This is a genomic window from Exiguobacterium sp. SL-9, from assembly GCF_004336985.1.
Taxonomy (GTDB): domain Bacteria; phylum Bacillota; class Bacilli; order Exiguobacteriales; family Exiguobacteriaceae; genus Exiguobacterium.
This window is the reverse complement of record NZ_SJUO01000001.1, coordinates 840,051-860,075: the sequence shown is the minus strand read 5'-3', so window position 1 is coordinate 860,075 and position 20,025 is coordinate 840,051. Positions and strand designations below refer to the sequence as shown.

The window sequence follows — 20,025 nt, the reverse complement described above, 5'->3', positions numbered from 1 at the left end:
TGAGATTTCCCTTTGAGCAATCAAGAAAGACCCCTCAGAGACGATGAGGTAGATAGGTCATGGGTGGAAGCACGGCGACGTGTGGAGCTGAATGATACTAATCGGTCGAGGCTTTGATCTAGTCTAAGGTTTGTATGAATTGATGAGTCTTCAGTTTTCAGGGAACAACCCTGAAATGAATTGACACGCCCTCAGGGCGATGTTAATATTCTTTTGTCTGGTGGCGATAGCGAAGCGGCCACACCCGTTCCCATGCCGAACACGGAAGTTAAGCGCTTCAGCGCCGAAAGTAGTTGGGGGTCTCCCCCTGTGAGGATAGGACGTTGCCAGGCAAGATCGTTCCGCAATAGCTCAGTGGTAGAGCAACCGGCTGTTAACCGGTAGGTCGTAGGTTCAAATCCTACTTGCGGAGCCACTTTTCTCTTTTTGGAGAGCTGTCCGAGTGGCCGAAGGAGCACGATTGGAATTCGTGTAGGCGGCAAAACCGTCTCAAGGGTTCGAATCCCTTGCTCTCCGCCAGTTTTTCAATCAAAAGTATGGCCCGTTGGTCAAGCGGTTAAGACACCGCCCTTTCACGGCGGTAACACGGGTTCGAATCCCGTACGGGTCACCATTTAAAGTTTATATCGTCGCGGGGTGGAGCAGTCTGGTAGCTCGTCGGGCTCATAACCCGAAGGTCGTTGGTTCAAATCCAGCCCCCGCAATTATCAGTGGTCCTGTGGTGTAGTGGTTAACATGCCTGCCTGTCACGCAGGAGATCGCGGGTTCGAATCCCGTCAGGACCGCCATTTTTTTAATTGAATTACTACATACATGGCTTTGTAGCTCAGTTGGTAGAGCAAAGGACTGAAAATCCTTGTGTCGGCGGTTCGATTCCGTCCAAAGCCACCATGTGGGGGGGTAGCGAAGTGGCTAAACGCGGCGGACTGTAAATCCGCTCCCTCGGGTTCGGCGGTTCGAATCCGCCCCCCCCCACCACTTAGGGGCATAGTTTAGCGGTAGAACTACGGTCTCCAAAACCGTCAGCGCGGGTTCGATTCCTGCTGCCCCTGCTTCTTAATATCATTATGGCGATTGTGGCGAAGTGGTTAACGCACCGGATTGTGATTCCGGCATTCGAGGGTTCAATTCCCTTCAGTCGCCCCATTTTATTGGGCTGTAGCCAAGTGGTAAGGCATCGGATTTTGATTCCGACATGCGTAGGTTCGATCCCTTCCAGCCCAGCCATTATGCGGAAGTAGTTCAGTGGTAGAATACGACCTTGCCAAGGTCGGGGTCGCGGGTTCGAATCCCGTCTTCCGCTCCATTCAATTTGGCGCCATAGCCAAGTGGTAAGGCAGAGGACTGCAACTCCTCTATCGTCGGTTCGATTCCGACTGGCGCCTCCAACATAATATGCCGGTGTGGCGGAATTGGTAGACGCGCACGACTCAAAATCGTGTTCCTCTGGAGTGTCGGTTCGACTCCGACCACCGGTATCCGTAGATCCTAGCTGAGGCTAGGGTCTTTTTTTGTGTTTATGTAAGATATGAAGACTCCGTCAGAGATGAAAATGTTGCTGGCCGCAATGAAAAAGAACCATCACGGAGATGATTCTTCAAATGACGTGTACGTCGCTTCGTCCAAAGTATGTAAGTAATCGGGTCCGAAGTTATTCAGAATAAAGAGTTCTTCTTCGTTCTCAGTCGCCAATCCGTTAGAGAACCCTCTGCTCGCTTGCAGGAAGTGCAACAAGCGATCCTGTTCTTTGTCAGTTTGAGAAAAATCACCTTGCGACCAGTGATCGAGCATCGTTTTTAATTCCGCATGCATACTGTCTCCGATTTTGAATTTGGTTTTTAAGAGCTCCAAATAGTCAGCCGACTGTTGAATATTGTCTGGGGTCATCGGAATCGCTCCCCATTTGGATCGGGCCGATATTTTTTGATGTGTCATCAAGTGCATGTTTTTAATCAGTTCGGTTCGGCTAGGATTCTCCTCATTGAAGGAGACGTCTACTTCAACACGAGTTTTGGCGGTAGAGTTTCCTCTTAAGTTCAAGGGGTCTTCCTTAGATATTTCTAGTTGAAGCTCTTTGACGCGTTTTGCATAGTGGTCATCAAGGTTTTCATTCTCGACACCTTGACTCAAATTTTTATAAAACGTATAGCTGACAAAGAAGACCGGGATGAGCAAGATAAGGACGCTCGTCATGATGATCAATCGCTTAGGGGTAAATACTTGTTTCAGTTTTTGAGACAATATCTTTTCCTCCTATCTTTACATAGTTGGATTTTAACACACTTCAAATACCATTAATCCCATATAAGGAATTTTAATGGGAATTATTATAAAGGAATGAATATTTGCTTCAATTACTCGTCTATAATGAACGATTTATTATCTGTGATGTGATATAATTACCTGGTATTAATTTTTTGACAAATTGATTCTTATGATGACGGATGCCGTCGTCAATCTCATAATGCATTTGGTTTCATATTTCATCTTTGTAGTCGTCAACGCTGTATGTAATTGAGGAGGAAGTTGTACATGAGTAAAGAAAAAATCGCCCAGCTCCGGAAACACGTCTCGCCGTTTGAAAAGGCCGATGTGAAGAAGAGCATCCGGCAGATGATCAACACGATCTTGCCGTTTCTTGCTGCCTGGATCCTTGCTTATCAAGCGCTCCAAATTTCGGTCTTCTTGACCATCCCGCTCGCCATCGTGGCAGCAGGCTTCGTCGTCCGAATGTTCATCATTTTCCACGACTGTACGCACGGCTCGTTCTTCAAAAATAAGAAAGCGAACGCCATCGTCGGGACGATCATGGGCATCTTGACGTTATTCCCGTATGAGAAGTGGAAACGAGAGCATTCGATTCACCACGCTTCGAGTGGGAATTTAGATAAACGGGGAGTCGGTGATATTTGGGTCATGACAATCGAAGAATATGTTGAAGCTTCGAAATGGACACGCCTCCAATATCGTCTATATCGGAACCCGCTCGTCATGTTCGGTCTCGGTCCGTTGTTCTTGATTCTTATTACGAGCCGCTTCAACCGGAAAGACGCACGTAAAAAAGAGCGCAACAACACGTATCTCATCAACTTGTCGCTCGTTGTACTCTATGCGCTCGTCATCGCACTCGTCGGTTGGAAAGCGTTCTTGATCGTACAAGGGACGACGATGTTCACGGCAGGTGTCCTCGGGATTTGGTTGTTCTACGTCCAGCATACGTTCGAAGACTCGTATTTCGAGGACGAGAGCGAGTGGGATTATGTGAAAGCAGCAATTGAAGGGAGCTCGTATTACGAGTTGCCGAAAGTATTGCAGTGGGTGACGGGTAACATTGGCTTCCACCACGTGCATCACTTAAGCCCACGCGTACCGAACTATAACCTAGAGCAAGCCCATACGTCGACACCGCCGCTCCAAAAAGCGACGACAATCGGTCTATGGTCGAGTTTGAAGTCGTTGCGCTATAAACTGTACGATGCCAAAAACAAGACGTTCGTCACGTTCCGTGATATTAAGCATTTACTTCGGGAACCAAAGACATCGTCAATGTAATAGATATTCCTGCCGACACAGTCGGCAGGATATTTTTATATCGCTACGTTTATTTTATATTAAGATATGGTTTGAAGAAGAGGATTAAGGGAATTATAGGTATTCATACATGATAAATATAGATTTCATAAGCCATCAAAGAAATTTATTCAAAAGTGTTGACTTCTGAAAGGTATAGATGTATATTGATTGTAGTCGCTTTTACAGCTGACTCATTTGAACCATGCGGGTGTAGTTTAATGGTAAAACCTCAGCCTTCCAAGCTGATGACGAGAGTTCGATTCTCTTCACCCGCTTCATCATCTCTCTGCCGACTGGCGGGGAGATTTTTTGTATGCGAAAATAGACACGAAAGAGGTGATTCGATGAACGGGATGGATCCGGAGACACTTAAACAAAAGATTGTGGCGTATGCGACAACAATCGGGATTGACGAGTTGAAAGTGACGACCGCTGACCCGTTTATCGTCATGAAGCAACGCCTTGTGAAGCAACAAGAGAAAGGATTCGCGTCGGGGTTCGAAGAGCCTGACTTGGACAAGCGGACGACACCGACGCTGTTGCTTGAAGAAGCCCAGTCGATCATCGCCATCGCCATTTTGTATCCGAGCAAATTGAAGGATGCGCCACGGAGTGTGGCCGATGAGCGACGCGGTTTGTTCGCCCGGGCATCGTGGGGACTCGACTATCATCGCGCTGTCGGCTCGAGGCTCGAGCAATTACAGGTGTATATTGAACAACTCGTCCCGGGCGTCCGGACGCGCTCGATGGTCGACACGGGCGAACTCGTCGACCGGGCGGTGGCCGAGCGGGCCGGAATCGGCTTCAGCGGCAAAAACTGTTCGATCATCTCGCCGGAGAAAGGGTCGTATCTCTATTTAGGGGAGATGATTCTCGATACGTATTTGCCTCCCGATGAAATGATTGAGGATGGATGTGGCGAGTGTACGAAATGCATGACGGCTTGTCCAACGACGGCGCTTATCGAACCAGGTGTGCTCGATGCCAAACGTTGTATCGCTTATTTGACGCAGATGAAGACGCTCATGCCGCGCGAGTTTCGTTCGAAACTCGGCGGGCGGCTCTATGGATGCGATACGTGTCAACAAGTCTGTCCGTATAATCGGAAAAAAGACTGGCGTCATCACGAGGAACTGCTTCCGGAAGCAGAAATCGTCAAACCGTTGCTCGTCCCGTTATTGAATTTGAGCAATCGGGAGTTCAAAGCGAAGTTTGGTCATCTATCTGGCGCGTGGCGTGGGAAAAAGCCGATTCAGCGGAATGCGATTTTAGCATTGGCCCATTATCAGGAACCATCGGCCGTACCTGTGCTTGAAGACTTCATCCGACAAGATGAGCGGGAAGACATGCGAGCGACGGCGGTCTGGGCGATCGGTGCAATCCTCGGACCTGAGGCCGAGCCGATTTATCAACGAATCGAAGCGACAGAGACGTCGGAGCTCGTACATGAAGAGATTCGATTATTCCGAGAGGAGTGGGACCGTGAAGACCGTGTCATCTAAATGGGGAACGTTAGTCTATGAATTGAATGCACAAGGGAAACTATGTGCGTTAGACTTTGCGGAGACGGGAGCGGATGATGGTTCGGCACCGGCATGGCTGACCGATCTGATTGAACGCGTGGAGCGGAACGGACTTCAACTGTCTGACCGTGAGTGGATCGAGATGAACGGAACTGTCTTTCAGCAAGAAGTATGGGATGCCCTTTTAACGATTCCTTTCGGTGAGACGAGGACGTACAAACAAATCGCCGAACAGATCGGTCGACCAAAAGCGGTGCGCGCGGTCGGTCAGGCGCTGAACCGAAATCCGTTGCCCATCATTTTTCCGTGCCACCGGGTCGTCGGTAGCGGGGGACAACTGACCGGTTTCGCAGGCGGTCTACATCAAAAACAACGATTACTTGATCTCGAACAAGTGAAGTGAGGAGTGTATTATGGCAATTCATGTAGTAATGTTCCAACCAGAAATCCCGGCGAATACAGGTAACGTCTCGCGTACATGTGCCGCGACGAATTCGGTGCTCCATTTGATTCGTCCGTTAGGTTTTTCGACGGATGACAAGATGCTCAAACGGGCAGGTCTCGACTATTGGCAGTTCGTCGACGTCCGTTATCACGACTCGCTCGATGAACTGTGGGCCGAGCACCCGGACGGAGAGTTCTTCTATATTACCAAGTATGGGGAACAGTACCCGAGTGACCTTGATGTATCTGACATCGAGAAAGACTATTTCTTCGTCTTCGGGCGTGAGACGAAAGGGTTGCCGATGGAAGTGATCGAAGATAACCTCGACCGCTGTATCCGTTTACCCCAATCGAACCTCGTTCGATCGCTCAACGTCTCGAATACGGCAGCCATTATCGTCTATGAGGCACTCCGCCAACAAGGATATGCTGGATTAAAATAAAAAAGAGCCGGATTCGTGAGAATCTCGGCTCTTATTGATTACCTTCAGGTTTTCTGTTGTATCCAGCTGTAAAGATAGCTGCGAGGAAGACGACGCTGATTCCGACCATTAGTAACAAACCCATCTGAAAATCCCCCTTTTGTTCTCCGTGACTACGAATATTATAATATACTTGATAATAGATTTGCACTGAATATGAGAAATTCTTGTGAAATTGGAGCCGATATGAAAACAAACGTATACTTGTTAAGCTATGCCCCGTTGATTGGGATCATTTTATTCTCGATGTCCCTCGCCATCGCCACGAGTGAGTATGTGATTCAATGGCTGACGCGTATTGGTGTGTACAGCGAGATCATTGCCCTGTTGTCTGTTCAAGAGTCGAAAGTGCTCGTCCTCGTCGTGTTTTTTACCGTCTACTTCATGCTGTTCAGCGCCTTCAAGCTCGTAGCCGATACGTTCAACCAACTCGGATTCGCTTTCTTTGCGCGTGAAACGAACGGTAGCTCGTTACATCGGTTGAAACCAGGGGCGACGATTTTCTTAGTGGGTTCGGGAATCAGCTTTTTATTTTTGAATTCGCTTCTCGCAGTTGTCGCGGTATTGCTTGGCACGTTCGTTCTTTATTTGTTCTATTACATATGGCAAGTCAGCCAGTTGATGTCGACGCTTCGTGCCATCGGTCTATTGTTAATTCAAGCGATGATGTGGGCGATTCTTTTGAGTGGTCTCGCTTGGGCCATGCTCCGCTTGTTTAACTCGGTCGGAGACATCATATTATGAGAGTGGATGGGACGGTTCAAATCACTCCGTGTGAAGAGGTGGTCCGGGAATGGGAGGCAACGCTCCTTTCACCGATGGACTTGTTTGTGGCGGACGAACATCTCGTGACGCAACTAGGCACACAGGCATCGGTCTTGATCATTCCGCGAGCAGAATTTGATGTGCACCCGTCTTACCGGGACGTCCGAGTCGCCAACGCCTATACGTTTTGGACCATCGACCGCGCGGCGCCCTTTGTCTTGCATGCGTCGCCTGGTTGGGTTGAGACATTACCGCGCGACGTGAGACATGACCTACTTGTCTATCAAGTCATGATTGGACGGGGGCTTGTCTTCCCGGCGACCAGCGATATGTCGGACGAACAGTTATCGTCTTCAATCGTGGCGTGGGGCGACACGTCTCACCTCGTGTTGCATCAAGCTGTCTGGCAAGCGATGACGGATGCCACCCGTCGTCGACTGACGTTGACGTATGCAAACGGCTGGGATGCTTGGACGGTACATCCTGTCCCGTCAACCTGTCCAGATCACGTACGACGCCTTGCCAACACGTTCCCGGTCAACTCGGGAAGTAACTGTCTGGCGGCGACGCTGTTCGCTGTGACGAAAGAGGAATGGATCGCTTCGCAATGGGTCCATCCGGGTACGTTCCTCCAGACGCTCGTGCAGGTGGGGTATGTACAAATCGAGACAGAGGTGATGGAGGCAGGCGACGTGCTCACGTTCGTCGATGAGGCTGACCGGGTCCAGCACGCATCGTATTATCTTGGAGATCAGCTTTTCTTCAACAAGAACGGGCAGACGATGTTCAATCCGTGGAAGCTGATTCATGAGAGTGAATTGTTTGAGTCATGGGGAAGTTACACGTGCCACTCCTATCGAAGACGGCAATAAGGTCAGGGACACGTGTCCCTGACCTTATTTTAGCGATGTGCCTCTGTCCAGATGATGGCAGGGTAGGCCCGATTGGCGAGCTCCGGGAACGGACGCGGCGTATCGGCACCGAGCCAGATCGCCGTAATCGTTTCGTCGGTCAAGCCGACATACCACATGTCTTTATGCGAGTTCGTCGTGCCGGTCTTGCCGCCGACGTAAGGACGTTTGATTTGCCCGGCATACCGTCCGGTCCCGTACGTCGTGACGGAAGACAATGCCTCGCGCATCGTCGAAACGGTTGCTTTCGACCAAACGGCTTGTTTCGTCACGTTTGGCGTGAGTGTCGGCGCCCCCGATTCGAAACGAATCTGTTTGATCGTCTGCCCGGACGTATATACCCCTTGATTCAAGAACGGGGTATAGGCCGCGGCGAGCTCTTTCGGGGAGACGCCTTGCGTCAAGCCGCCGAGCGCACTCGCCAGGCTGTTGTCGGTCTCGACGTCCCATTGGCTGAACATCATGTCTGCCGTCGTATACGCTGCCTCTTGATCGATCGCGGTGAAGGCGGCGAGCGCCGGCGTATTGTAGGAGTAGGCGACCGTGTCACGTAACGACACATCGCCGAGCACACGATTGCCGCTGTTCGTCGGACAATAGGTGCCATAACAGACCGGCCGGCCGTCAAGGATTGTATCGAGTTTGGCACCGGTCTCTTCAATATATGGTGCGAAGACGAGGACAGGTTTGATGGCCGATCCGGGTTGACGGAACGCTTGTGTGGCCCGGTTGAACTCGCCGCTTTGGGTCATCTCCGAATCGACGAGGGCGACGATTCGACCGTTCGGTGTCAGTTCTGCATATCCGCCGTTTAGCCCGCTCGGCAGCTTCGTCATCACTTGTTTAGCTTGCTTTTGACGGGCGACGGACAAATAGGTGTCGATTGTCGCTTGATTCGTCGCCAAGTAGTCTCTGGCCGCGTCGTCATCGAGGTCGTAACGTGCGCGGACGAGTCGAACCGCTTCTTTCAAGACCGTATCCATATAATCGGGATACCGTACAACGTGTTGACGATAGGTCGCCTTCAGCTTCACGCCGTGGTGCGTCTCGTACGTTTGTTTCGATATCACATCCGCATCCCGTAGCTGGGTAAGGATTCGGTCCTTTCGCTTGTAAAATGAAGCTGATGGGTCGAGCGGATCATATAAAGATGGATTATTCGGAACGGTCAACAGGAAAGCGATTTGATTCCAGTTCAAATCTTCAAGCGAACGGGCGAAGTACGTCTCGGCCGCCGCCTGAATCCCGTAAACATTATGTCCAAAGAAGATGACATTGCTATAGGCAGTCATAATTTCTTTTTTGCTATATTGTTTTTCGAGCGCACGAGCGAGCAATAATTCTTTCACTTTTCGCTCATACGTCCGTTCATGTGTCAAATACACGTTACGAGCGAGCTGTTGAGTGATCGTACTTCCGCCCTGTAACGACGATTCGTTGGTGTTATGAATAAATGCCCGAGCAATCCCGCCAAGGTCATATCCCGGGTGGGCATTGAACTTGCGATCTTCGATGACCATGATTGCCTCGCGGATATGTGCCGGCAACCCGGCGACAGAGACATCATCCCGTCGGCCGCTCAAATACAGTTGTTCTGTTCCGCCTTTATACGTCAACGTGACGGCGTGTTTCGAAGCAAGCGGAGCCGCATCGACCGTCTTTTCACCCCACGTCAAAATCTGCTTCGTCTGTTCGATTTCCTCTTTCAACGCCCCGCTGATTGTCAGACCGGAGGCGAGCAAACCGGCAAAAAATAGGGCCCCCATCCACACTCGCATCGTCTCACCTCTCTCTCTGTTCATTATATCGTCAATTTTTCAATAAAATTCAAAATGTAAACGTTATCATATAATAATTTGGGCAGGAATACATTAGGAAATAGAGAAAGAGGGTAATAGATGTTTATATTATGAATTTAGGAGGCTGTACTATGAAGCAAGAAATGGTTGCGATGCTCCTCGCAGGAGGAGAAGGGAAACGACTTGGGCCTCTCACACGGAAGACAGCGAAGCCTGCTGTTAACTTTGGAGGGAAGTACCGGATTATCGATTTCCCATTGTCGAACTGTACCAATTCGGGAATCACGACGGTAGGCGTCTTGACACAATATGAACCGCTTGAGTTGAACCGTTACCTAGGCATCGGGTCGGCCTGGGACTTGGACCGCCGCAATGGTGGCTTGGCGATCTTACCGCCATACCAAGCGCAGTCGGGGAAAAACTGGTATGAAGGTACGGCCAATGCCATTTATCGGAACTTGAGCTATATCGATGATTATGATCCGGAGTACGTGTTGATCCTATCGGGGGACCACATTTACAAGATGGATTACGAGAAGATGCTCGATTTCCATAAAGAGAAACAAGCGGATGTCACGATTTCGGTCATGGAAGTTCCTTGGGACGAAGCACCACGCTTCGGAATTTTAAACACGAGCGATGACCTTCGCATTAATGAGTTTGACGAGAAGCCGGAAAAACCGAAGAGCAACTTGGCCTCGATGGGGATTTATATCTTCAACTGGAAAGTGTTACGGGAGCACTTGATTCAAGATGCAGAAGACGAGACATCAAGTTTCGACTTCGGCAAAAATATCATTCCGAACACGCTCCTCGACGGTTTAGACGTGTTCGCGTATAAATTCAAAGGTTACTGGAAAGACGTTGGGACGATTCAATCGCTTTGGGAAGCCAACATGGACTTGCTCGAAGAAGATCCACCGTTCGATTTATACGATCCTGACTTTAAAATCTACTCGGTCAACCCGAACCAGACACCTCAGTTCATCGGCAAAGATGCCTGCGTCGAACAGTCGGTCATCAACGAAGGCTGTCGGATTGAGGGCGAAGTTCAACATTCAGTTTTGTTCTATGATGTGCGCGTCGGTGAAGGGTCGCTCGTCAAAGACTCGGTCATCATGCCGGGAGCACGGATCGGAAAAGATGTAACGATTCACAGAGCCATCGTCGCAAGCTGTGCCGTCATTGAGGATGGTGCGACGGTTGGTGAGCCGGGTGGTGAGATTGTTGTCATTGAACCACATGAAAACATTGAGAGCGGCACAGTCTTCAAACAACGTGCTTGATTTAAAAAAAGACCGACGCAAGGAGGCGTTACTGTTGACGAATGATTTGTTAGGAATCATCAACTTAGGGACCGAAGAGGGCTTGTTTCCAGAATTTACGGGGCATCGCAATTTAGCGGCTGTCCCGTTCTCTGGGCGCTATCGCCTAATTGACTTTACATTGACGAATATGATCACGCAAGGCATCAACCAAGTGGGTATTTTCACGCTCGATAAATACCGCTCACTCATGGACCACCTAGGTTCGGGAAAAGAATGGGATTTGGACCGCTCGCAAGGTGGGTTACACATTTTCCCGCCGGCGCTCAAGCCTGACGGGGAAGCCTACCTCGGCGACTTGGCCAACTTCTCGATGCACCGCGAACATTTTGTACGTAGCAAGCAGCCGTATGTGGTGATCACGGGATCGAACGTGTTGACGACAATCGACTTCCAAGACATGCTCGAACATCATAAATCGATGGGTGCGGACATCACGCTCGCGTACACCGGACACGAACAAAAATGCGGCTATTGTCGCCCGATCCGTCTCGGTGAAAACGACCGCGTCGTCGGCATCGGTGAGCGCGGATATACCCCGGACGATGAGTATACGTATACCGAGACGATCATCATGTCAAAAAACTTGTTCCTTCGTCTCGTCGACGAAGCGACATCAAGAGGCGAATACGATTTGCTCGACGGCGTCATCCGTCCGCAACTTCATCGTCTGCACGTACACGGATATCACTATACTGGCAAAATGCAGGTGATTCATTCTGTCCTTTCATACTATAATGAAAGTATGCGCTTACTCCGTCAGGAAGGAATCATTTACGATTTTCCACACATCTATACGAAAATCAAACATGAGCCGCCGACCCGTTATTTGAAAGGGTCGAAAGTGAATGAGGCGCTCGTCGCAAACGGTTGTAAAATCAGCGGAGAAGTTCAAAACAGTATTCTCTTCCGCGGTGTCGTCGTCAGTGAACACGCCCGCGTCAAAAACTCAATCATTTTATCCAAGTCGATCATCGAAGAGGGCGCTGTCGTCGAAAACGCCATTTTAGATAAAGAAGTGGTCGTCAAACGAGGACAAGTCATTCGAGGTACGGTCGATGAACCAATCGTCATCGGAAAACGGACAACGGTTTAAAGGGGGATATTATGAAAATATGGTATGTCGCTTCAGAAGCGGCACCGTTCATGAAAACGGGGGGGCTTGCCGATGTCATCGGCTCGCTCCCTCAAGCGGTGTCTGGCCTTGGTGAAGACGTGAGTGTCATCATGCCGAAGTATGGCACGATTGCTCAAGAATATGTAGATGAAATGGAATATCTATTCGACTTGATCGTACCGGTCGGATGGCGCAAGCAGTTCGGCGCCGTCTTGAAGCTTGTGCATGATGGCGTGACGTTCTACTTTATCGATAACGAGTATTATTTCAAACGGGAAGGCGTGCTCTACGGCCATTATGATGATGCCGAGCGGTTCGCATTCTTCTCTCGAGCCGTCCTTGAGATGATTGGGCAACTCGAAGCGGAAGACGTGCCCGACGTGCTCCATTGCCATGATTGGCAGACCGGCGTCGTCCCGGCCTTCTTACGGATCCATTATCAACATCTCGAGGCGTATCAACGTATCCGGACCGTCTTTACCATCCATAACCTGCAATATCAAGGCATCTTCCCGGAAGCGGTCCTCGGCGAACTGTTACAGTTCGGTCCGGAGCACTTCACGGCGGAAGGGATTCAACATAACGGTCTCGTCAACTACATGAAGGCCGGAATCGTTCACTCTGATCAAATCACGACGGTCAGCCCGTCGTATCGCGATGAAATCATGGAGCCGTATTATGGCGAAGGACTCGACGGTGCGTTGCGTCATCGAGCAGTCGACGTGCGCGGCATCTTAAACGGCTTAGACTTGGCGACGAACGACCCGAGCACGGACAAGCGTATCGCTCAGACGTACGACCTCGACACGTTCCGAGAAGGAAAGCCCGTCAACAAGCGCGTCCTGCAAGAACGTTTTGGTCTCGAAGTGCGTGACGATGTCATGTTAATCGGTTTTGTCAGTCGACTCGTCGAACAAAAAGGGCTCGATTTGATTGAGGCGGTGAGTGAAGAACTCGGAAACTTGGAATGCCAGTTCGTGTTCCTCGGCTCGGGTCAACCCGAATATGAGGGCATCGTCCACGAGATGACGGCGACGCATCCAGGCAAGGTCGGGTCGTATATCGGCTTTGACATTGAACTTGCCCACTTGATTTACGCCGGATCGGATGCATTCCTTATGCCGTCACGTTTTGAGCCGTGCGGTCTCAGCCAGCTCATCTCGATGCGTTACGGGACGCTCCCGATCGTTCGGGAAACAGGCGGACTGCGTGACACGGTCAAACCGTATAATGAGTACACACAAGAGGGAACGGGCTTTGGTTTCTTGAACTATAACGCCCATGAGATGCTCGCGACGATTGAGAAATCGATTCGTGTCTTCTACGACGATCAAAATTGGAATGCCCTCGTCCATCAAGCGATGACCGCGGACTTCAGCTGGAAACAATCCGCGAAGCAATACCGTGAGTTGTATCACCTATTCGCATGACTGGAAGGAGTTTTACACACATATGTTTACAGATAAACAGAGCTTCGTCACTTCGTTTCAAGAGAGATTCGTCGCATTAAACGGGAAATCGTTTGATGAAGGGACCGAGCAGGAAGTGTATCAAACGTTGGCAACGATGGTGCGCGAGCAGGCAATCCCGAAATGGATTAACACCCGCGACAAACAAGAAGAAAAACAGAGCAAACAAGTCATTTATTTCTCGCTTGAATTTTTGCTCGGCCGTTTTCTGTACAACAACCTGCTCAGCATGGACGTCCTTGAAGTCGTACAAGAGGGCTTAGAGGAACTTGGCTTTAACTTCACAGATATCACGGAATTCGAACCGGAACCGGGGCTTGGGAACGGGGGGCTCGGTCGTTTGGCGGCGTGCTTCCTCGATTCTCTCGCGGCGCTCAGCCTGCCGGGACACGGGAACGGAATTCGTTACCGTTACGGCTTGTTCAAACAAAAGATCGTCGACGGCTATCAAGTCGAGTTACCAGACAACTGGCTCCGTGACGGCAACATGTGGGAGACGCGCCGTGCCGACCGAGCCGTCGACGTCAATTTCGGTGGTTGGATCGAGATGCGGCAAATCGGGGACCGGCTTCGCGTCGTTCATCATCCGGATGAAGTCGTTCGAGCGGTACCTTATGACATGCCGATCATCGGTTACAAAAACGAGGTCGTCAATACGCTCCGTCTTTGGAACGCCGAGTCACCGTTTGACGACGAGGAGTACATGGAACGGACGAAAGGTTCGTACAAAGACCTGCTCAAACACAAACAATCGATTGCGACCATCTCTGAGTTCCTATATCCGGACGACACGACATATGAAGGAAAAGTGTTGCGCTTGAAGCAACAGTATTTCTTCGTTTCGGCGGGCGTTCAGTCAATGATCGCGTCTTACTTACGTCATAATAAATCGCTGAAGCAATTAGGCGACCATTACGCCGTCCACATTAATGATACGCACCCGGTTGTGGCCATCCCAGAACTTATGCGCATCTTGATGGACGACCATGGTTACGGTTGGGATGAGGCGTGGCGCGTGACGAAGAGCGTCATGTCGTTCACGAACCATACACTCCTCGCCGAGGCGCTTGAGAAGTGGCCGGTCGAGATGTATGAGCGGCTCTTACCGCGTATCTATCAAATCATCACGGAAATCAACCGTCGTTTCTGTAAAGACGTACTCGTCAACTATCCACATCTTGAACCACATATGGGTGAGATTGCGATTGTGTCGAACGAACACATCAACATGGCGAACCTCGCAGTCGTCGGCTCACATTCGACGAACGGTGTCGCACGAATTCATACCGATATCTTGAAACAACGTGAGATGCGTCATTTGTACGAGATGTTTCCGCTTCGTTTCAACAACAAAACGAACGGCATCACGCATCGTCGCTGGCTCCTCAAGTCAAACCCACGTCTCTCGAACTTGATTACCGATGCAATCGGTCCGTCATGGATTGAACATCCGAACGATCTTGAGAAGTTGATGAGCGTGTCGAAAGATGCGAGCTTCCAGGAACAGATCATGGACGTGAAGCAACAAAATAAACTGGACCTGGCTGGCTATATTCAAGCCGAGACGGGAATCGCCGTCGACCCGGATTCGATTTTTGACGTTCAAGTCAAGCGACTCCACGCCTATAAACGTCAACTGATGGATGCGATGCACATTCACGCGCTTTATCAGAAGATTCAAGCAGACCCGACGTTCACGATGGTGCCACGGACGTTCATCTTTGGAGCAAAGGCGGCGCCGGGCTACTATTACGCGAAAGAAGTCATCCGCTACATTAACGCGCTCGCGGCCATGATCAACAATGATAAGCGGGCAAGCCGCTTTATCAAGGTCGTCTTCCTCGAAAACTACCGTGTCTCGATGGCGGAGCGAATCTTCCCAGGTTCGGATTTGAGTGAACAGATCTCGACGGCGAGCTACGAGGCGTCAGGTACCGGCAACATGAAGTTCATGATGAACGGGGCGCTCACGATTGGGACGCTCGACGGGGCCAATATCGAGATTCGCGATGCGGTCGGCGACGACCATATCTTCATCTTCGGATTGACACCGCAAGAAGTCATGAACTATAAGAAGTTCGGTGGCTATCATGCGGCTGACATCTACCATGCGAACACAGAAGTGCGTAACGTCGTCGATGCTCTCGTCAACGGGTCATTCGACAAGGTCGGAGAATATCAATTCCAAGCCATCTTCGATTCGTTACTCGTCTATAACGATGACTTCCTCGTCTTGAAAGATTTCGCATCGTACATGCAGGCGCAGCGTCGCGTCGACGAGGTATTCGCCGACAAGGCACGTTGGGCCGAGAGTTCAATCGTCAACACGGCCAAATCGGGAATCTTCTCGAGTGATCGGACGATTACCGAATACGCCAACGCTGTCTGGAACATCAAACCGACGAGCGTGAAATAAAAAAGCGATCCACCCGTTATGGGTGGACCGTGTTTTCTGGATAGCTAATCCAATCGGAGTAAGAGCCGGGGTATAGACGCACATCGTCCTTACCGAGGGCGTGTAACGCCAAAATATTGACGCAGGCGGTGACGCCGCTCCCGCAGTAGAAGATGGGATTCGGCACATCAAGGACATTGGCATACAGTTCTTTCAAGTCATGAAAATCTTGAAGCGTGCCAAGGTCGGTGACGGCTTCAGTGTACGGGCAGAGGACGGCGTTCGGGATATGTCCTGCTTTATGGTCAATCGGTTCGTGGCTGCCATCGTAACGGTCGGCCGTTCGTGAATCGTATAACCCACCGCTGATTGTAGCGGCGCGTACGTCTGCAAGCGTCGCAATCATCTCGTCTTGGAAGACGGGTGTGTAGTCGGAAGCGGGATAGGACGGGACGTCCGTCGTCGTCTCTCCGCAGTAGGTGATGCCGGATTGGATGCCGCCTTCGAGCACGATGACGCGCTCATGGCCGGCCCACTTAAATAACCACCAAGCACGGGCGGCATACGGGAACCCGTCATCGTAAATGATGATCAAGTCATCCTTTTGAATCCCGATGCGGCGAAGCGTCTCCGTCCATGCTTCTTTTGATGGTAGCGGGTGACGCCCACCATGTTCGGACACGGGCCCAGACAGGTCTTCCATCAAGTCGAGGAAGACGGCGTTCGGGAGATGCCCTTGCCGATACACATACTTTCCGTATGAAGCGTCGTTTAATGAATAACGACAATCAATAAAGCGAATCGAGTCCGTATGGACGATGTGTTTCAATTCTTGGGCACGCATAGTTGGAAACATAGTATCACCTCGAAGTTTCGTTACTCCCATCGTATACAAGATGGAACAAATTGGCGAGTACTTCGATTGAACTTTTGAATGTCGAAAGGGGAACTGACCATGACATGGCAACAGACATATGACCGATGGAAACAACACGAGGCGCTCGAACCGCACTTGCGCGCTGAACTTGAGGAGATGGAGCAAGACGAGACATCACTCGAGGATGCCTTCTATAAGACGCTCGAATTCGGGACGGGCGGTATGCGCGGGGAAATCGGGCCAGGGGCGAACCGAATGAACGTCTATACGATCCGCAAGGCGTCGCAAGGCTTTGCCGACTTTATCGCCGCGTCAGGGGAAGAAGCGAAACGGCACGGTGTCGTCATCGCTCACGACTCACGTCACTTCTCACCAGAGTTTGCGCTCGAAGCGGCACGCACGCTTGCCTCGAACGGGATTAAAACGTATTTGTTCCCGAGTTTGCGGGCGACACCAGAGTTGTCATTCGCCGTCCGTCATTTGAACGCCTTCGGCGGCATCGTCATTACGGCAAGTCATAATCCTCCGGAATATAACGGATTTAAAGTGTATGGCGCCGACGGTGGACAGTTGCCACCGGCCGAGGCCGATGAGCTCGTCTCATACGTCAACGCCATCGAAGATGAATTGAAGATTGAGGTCAAAGACGAAGCGCCACTCCGTGCAGACGGAACGCTCGTCACGGTCGATGCCTCGGTCGATGCGGCTTATATGGAAGCCCTCCAATCGATTCGAATCCATACAGACGTCCAAGGCGATCCGCTTAAAATCGTCTATTCACCGCTTCATGGGACAGGGCGCCGTCCGGTCATGGAAGGGTTGAAAGCGTACGGCTTCGAACACGTCACCATCGTCGACGAACAGGCTGAACCGGATGGGGCGTTCCCGACGGTCAGTTATCCGAACCCGGAAGAACGGGCCGCGTTCGAGCTCGCGATGCAGTACGGAGACCGCGTCGGGGCCGACTTGCTCATGGCGACGGATCCGGACGCCGACCGTGTCGGTTTCACGGTCCGTGATCGCAACGGCGAATGGTTCGTCTTGACAGGCAACCAGACCGGTGCGCTCCTTATGGACTACATCTTGTCTCAAAAAGTGGAGACGGGCACGCTTCCGACGAACGGTTTCGTCGCGAAGACGATTGTCACGTCCGAACTCGGTGCGGCCATCGCTAAGGCGTACGGGGTCCACCTTGAGAACACGCTCACCGGTTTCAAATTCATCGGCGAAAAAATCAAGCAGTATGAAGAGTCGGGTCAGTATCAGTTCTTGTTCGGCTATGAAGAGAGTTACGGATATTTGATCGGAGACTTCTGCCGTGACAAGGATGCCGTCCAGGCGTGCTTGCTCGGCGCCGAGATGGCAGCCTTCCATAAACAGCACGGACGCACGTTATACGATGCCCTTCAAGCCGTCTATGAAAAGTATGGCTTCTATGAGGAGTCGCTCCAATCGATGACACTAAAAGGGAAAGCCGGTCTCGAACAGATCGGTCGGATGATGGAGGCGTTCCGCGCCAATCCGCCGCAAGAAGTCGGAGGGTACGAAGTCGTGCGCTTTGAAGACTATAAGCAACAAGTCGCGAAGAACCTGCAGCAAGGCGAGACGGAAGCCATCGACTTGCCGTCATCGAACGTGCTCAAATTCATCTTCGAGGACGGTTCATGGTTCTGCCTGCGCCCGTCGGGGACGGAGCCGAAAATCAAATTCTATTTCAGTGTTCACGCCGATAGCGCGGAGAAGACGACATTGAAACGGGAAGCGATTGAACGCGATGTCATGAAACAAGCGAAAGCAATCGATTAATCGAAAGCACCGCCCTGACGAGGGTGGTGTCTTTTGTTTGACAAGATATGCCCCCCTCAGTATGATGAGTGTATTGTTCATAACCATGTAATCATATACGGATTATCAGGAAGGCGGAAATTACCATGAAAAAATCACTAACAGCAGTACTTGCCATCGGAGCATCGTTTGGAGTACTTGCAGCATGCGGCACAGAGACAGACAGCGGGTCAGAAGAAACTGTCATCACGGTCGGTACAGAAGCGACATACCCACCATTCACGTATAAAGACAAAGGTGAGATCACAGGGTATGACATCGACGTATTGAATGAAGCGGCAGAGCGTGCCGGCTACACGGTCGAATACGAGCCGATGGACTTCAAAGGACTCGTACCGGCACTCGACGCGGAACGCATCGACATGATTGCCAACCAAATGAGCATCACGCCAGAACGTGAAGAGAAGTACGCGTTCTCAACTCCGTACGCGGTATCAGGTGCGCAAGTCATCGTCGCTTCAGACAATGAAGACATTCAAGGTATCGATGACCTCGACGGCAAAGTCGTCGGTTCGACACAAGGTTCGGTTTATGCTCAGCTCGCTGAAGAAGCCGGTGCTGAAGTGAAGTTCTATAAAGGGGCGAATCAAGTGCTCCAAGACCTTCAAGTTGGCCGTCTCGACGCGGCACTAAACGACCGTCTCTTCATCTTGACGGAGCTTGAGAAGACAGGTTACGACGTGAAAGCGGTCGGTGACGTCTTCAACAAGAGTGAAGCGGGCTACATGACGCGTCAAGACTCAGACGTGCTCGAAGGTTTGAACGAGGCGATTGCTGAGATGCAAGAAGACGGCACGATGGCTGAAATCGGTGAGAAGTACTTCGGTGAGGACATCAGTCAATGAATGAACTGATCACGACCGTTATCGAGAACCGTTCGGCCTATATCGAAGCCGTACAATTGACGTTGATCGCCAGTATCCTGTCGATTCTCCTCGCCTTGGTGCTCGGTCTGATCATCGCTGTCTTGCACAGCAGCCCTGTCAAGGTCGTTCGTTTGTTCACCCGTACGTATATCTCGTTCTTCCGCGGCACACCGCTCCTCTTGCAACTCCTCATCCTGTACGTCGGTTTGACCGGTTTCGTCCAGTTGAGCGGGATGCAGGCGCTCATCTTCGGGTTAGGCCTTCACTTCGCGGCCTATATCTCGGAAGCGTTCCGCGCTGCCATCAATTCGGTCGATCAAGGACAAGTCGAGGCGAGTGTCGCCCTCGGCATCCCACGTGCAAAGCGCTTCAAAGATATCATCTTCCCACAGGCGCTATCGCGTGCGATTCCGCCGGTATCCAACTCGGTTATCGACATCATCAAGTCGACGTCACTCGGTTCGGTCATCGCCGTGCAGGAGTTGACGTACGTGTCCGACCAAATCGCAGCAACGACGTATCTCGTCATGCCTCTCCTGTTGTTCTCGGCTTCGATCTATTGGATCTTGTCGACGCTCATCCAAGCAGGGCAGCATCGGCTCGAACGTCGGTATGCAATCCGTTAAGTAAAAAA

General features: G+C 51.0%; 16 protein-coding genes, 14 tRNA genes and 2 rRNA genes. 29 read left to right on the top strand and 3 right to left on the bottom strand.

Going from position 1 to position 20,025, the window contains the following annotated elements:
• The 15 genes from EVJ34_RS04460 to EVJ34_RS04390 all read left to right on the top strand — a co-directional run.
• Positions 1–121 (top strand): 23S ribosomal RNA (locus EVJ34_RS04460); the annotation flags it as partial.
• Between the two features lie 95 nt (positions 122–216).
• A 5S ribosomal RNA gene (gene rrf, locus EVJ34_RS04455) occupies positions 217–332 on the top strand.
• A gap of 8 nt (positions 333–340) precedes the next feature.
• Positions 341–415 (top strand) — tRNA-Asn (locus EVJ34_RS04450).
• Positions 416–428: 13 nt separating this feature from the next.
• Positions 429–519, top strand: a tRNA-Ser gene (locus EVJ34_RS04445).
• Between the two features lie 19 nt (positions 520–538).
• A tRNA-Glu gene (locus EVJ34_RS04440) sits at positions 539–613 on the top strand.
• 17 nt (positions 614–630) lie between these two features.
• Positions 631–704: transfer RNA gene (locus tag EVJ34_RS04435), tRNA-Met, on the top strand.
• 8 nt (positions 705–712) lie between these two features.
• A tRNA-Asp gene (locus tag EVJ34_RS04430) sits at positions 713–788 on the top strand.
• 27 nt (positions 789–815) lie between these two features.
• A tRNA-Phe gene (locus EVJ34_RS04425) sits at positions 816–891 on the top strand.
• A 3-nt stretch (positions 892–894) separates the two neighbouring features.
• Positions 895–978, top strand: a tRNA-Tyr gene (locus tag EVJ34_RS04420).
• Positions 979–981: 3 nt separating this feature from the next.
• Positions 982–1,052: transfer RNA gene (locus EVJ34_RS04415), tRNA-Trp, on the top strand.
• Between the two features lie 18 nt (positions 1,053–1,070).
• Positions 1,071–1,146 (top strand) — tRNA-His (locus EVJ34_RS04410).
• 6 nt (positions 1,147–1,152) lie between these two features.
• A tRNA-Gln gene (locus EVJ34_RS04405) sits at positions 1,153–1,227 on the top strand.
• A gap of 4 nt (positions 1,228–1,231) precedes the next feature.
• Positions 1,232–1,306: transfer RNA gene (locus EVJ34_RS04400), tRNA-Gly, on the top strand.
• An 8-nt stretch (positions 1,307–1,314) separates the two neighbouring features.
• A tRNA-Cys gene (locus EVJ34_RS04395) sits at positions 1,315–1,388 on the top strand.
• A gap of 9 nt (positions 1,389–1,397) precedes the next feature.
• A tRNA-Leu gene (locus EVJ34_RS04390) sits at positions 1,398–1,478 on the top strand.
• Between the two features lie 103 nt (positions 1,479–1,581).
• Here the strand turns inward: EVJ34_RS04390 and EVJ34_RS04385 are convergent.
• A complete protein-coding gene (locus EVJ34_RS04385) occupies positions 1,582–2,241 on the bottom strand; it encodes a DUF6241 domain-containing protein (protein ID WP_131484787.1) in 660 nt (219 codons plus the stop codon).
• A 291-nt stretch (positions 2,242–2,532) separates the two neighbouring features.
• On the opposite strand from EVJ34_RS04385, the gene desA reads away from it, so the two are divergent.
• The 7 genes from desA (at position 2,533) to EVJ34_RS04350 (ending at position 7,659) form a co-directional block, all read left to right on the top strand.
• Positions 2,533–3,552, top strand: a complete 1,020-nt coding sequence (desA, locus tag EVJ34_RS04380) for a Delta(5) desaturase DesA (RefSeq protein ID WP_131438233.1) — start codon at positions 2,533–2,535, stop codon at positions 3,550–3,552.
• 225 nt (positions 3,553–3,777) lie between these two features.
• Positions 3,778–3,848 (top strand) — tRNA-Gly (locus tag EVJ34_RS04375).
• Positions 3,849–3,926: 78 nt separating this feature from the next.
• Positions 3,927–5,075: a tRNA epoxyqueuosine(34) reductase QueG gene (queG, locus tag EVJ34_RS04370; RefSeq protein WP_131484818.1), complete on the top strand. Its 1,149-nt coding sequence runs from the start codon at positions 3,927–3,929 to the stop codon at positions 5,073–5,075.
• Positions 5,065–5,499 (top strand): methylated-DNA--[protein]-cysteine S-methyltransferase, encoded by a 435-nt coding sequence (locus EVJ34_RS04365; RefSeq protein ID WP_131484817.1) that lies wholly within the window; start codon positions 5,065–5,067, stop codon positions 5,497–5,499. Before queG ends, EVJ34_RS04365 begins: the two co-directional genes overlap by 11 nt.
• A gap of 10 nt (positions 5,500–5,509) precedes the next feature.
• Positions 5,510–5,983, top strand: coding sequence for a tRNA (uridine(34)/cytosine(34)/5-carboxymethylaminomethyluridine(34)-2'-O)-methyltransferase TrmL (gene trmL / locus EVJ34_RS04360; RefSeq protein WP_114166442.1), 474 nt, complete (start codon positions 5,510–5,512; stop codon positions 5,981–5,983).
• A gap of 225 nt (positions 5,984–6,208) precedes the next feature.
• Complete coding sequence (locus tag EVJ34_RS04355; protein WP_131438231.1) at positions 6,209–6,766, top strand: DUF5366 family protein; 558 nt, start codon at positions 6,209–6,211, stop codon at positions 6,764–6,766.
• Positions 6,763–7,659 (top strand): hypothetical protein, encoded by an 897-nt coding sequence (locus EVJ34_RS04350; RefSeq protein WP_131484786.1) that lies wholly within the window; start codon positions 6,763–6,765, stop codon positions 7,657–7,659. Before EVJ34_RS04355 ends, EVJ34_RS04350 begins: the two co-directional genes overlap by 4 nt.
• 29 nt (positions 7,660–7,688) lie before the next feature.
• Here the strand turns inward: EVJ34_RS04350 and EVJ34_RS04345 are convergent, their stop codons facing one another.
• The gene (locus tag EVJ34_RS04345) at positions 7,689–9,476 is read right to left on the bottom strand and encodes a transglycosylase domain-containing protein (protein ID WP_236634654.1); all 1,788 of its coding nucleotides are present in this window, start codon (positions 9,474–9,476) and stop codon (positions 7,689–7,691) included.
• 152 nt (positions 9,477–9,628) lie between these two features.
• Between EVJ34_RS04345 and EVJ34_RS04340 the strand changes: the two genes are divergently transcribed.
• From EVJ34_RS04340 to EVJ34_RS04325, 4 genes are read left to right on the top strand one after another with little or no spacing between them, the layout of a single operon-like run.
• Positions 9,629–10,783 carry a glucose-1-phosphate adenylyltransferase gene (locus tag EVJ34_RS04340; protein ID WP_131438225.1) on the top strand — a complete coding sequence of 385 codons (1,155 nt, stop codon included), beginning with the start codon at positions 9,629–9,631 and terminating at the stop codon, positions 10,781–10,783.
• Positions 10,784–10,817: 34 nt separating this feature from the next.
• A complete protein-coding gene (gene glgD / locus EVJ34_RS04335; RefSeq protein ID WP_131484785.1) occupies positions 10,818–11,918 on the top strand; it encodes a glucose-1-phosphate adenylyltransferase subunit GlgD in 1,101 nt (366 codons plus the stop codon).
• Between the two features lie 11 nt (positions 11,919–11,929).
• Positions 11,930–13,369, top strand: coding sequence for a glycogen synthase GlgA (glgA, locus tag EVJ34_RS04330; RefSeq protein WP_131438221.1), 1,440 nt, complete (start codon positions 11,930–11,932; stop codon positions 13,367–13,369).
• Between the two features lie 22 nt (positions 13,370–13,391).
• Complete coding sequence (locus tag EVJ34_RS04325; protein WP_131438219.1) at positions 13,392–15,824, top strand: glycogen/starch/alpha-glucan phosphorylase; 2,433 nt, start codon at positions 13,392–13,394, stop codon at positions 15,822–15,824.
• Positions 15,825–15,840: 16 nt separating this feature from the next.
• Here the strand turns inward: EVJ34_RS04325 and EVJ34_RS04320 are convergent, their stop codons facing one another.
• Positions 15,841–16,659, bottom strand: a complete 819-nt coding sequence (locus tag EVJ34_RS04320; protein WP_201739726.1) for a sulfurtransferase — start codon at positions 16,657–16,659, stop codon at positions 15,841–15,843.
• 99 nt (positions 16,660–16,758) lie between these two features.
• Here EVJ34_RS04320 and EVJ34_RS04315 point away from each other — a divergent pair, with 99 nt between their 5' ends.
• From EVJ34_RS04315 to EVJ34_RS04305, 3 genes are all read left to right on the top strand, one after another.
• On the top strand, positions 16,759–18,486 hold the full coding sequence (locus EVJ34_RS04315) for a phospho-sugar mutase (protein WP_131438217.1): 1,728 nt from the start codon (positions 16,759–16,761) through the stop codon (positions 18,484–18,486).
• 125 nt (positions 18,487–18,611) lie between these two features.
• Complete coding sequence (locus EVJ34_RS04310; protein WP_131438215.1) at positions 18,612–19,370, top strand: transporter substrate-binding domain-containing protein; 759 nt, start codon at positions 18,612–18,614, stop codon at positions 19,368–19,370.
• The gene (locus tag EVJ34_RS04305; protein ID WP_131438213.1) at positions 19,367–20,017 is read left to right on the top strand and encodes an amino acid ABC transporter permease; all 651 of its coding nucleotides are present in this window, start codon (positions 19,367–19,369) and stop codon (positions 20,015–20,017) included. Before EVJ34_RS04310 ends, EVJ34_RS04305 begins: the two co-directional genes overlap by 4 nt.
• The last annotated feature ends 8 nt before the right edge of the window (positions 20,018–20,025 follow it).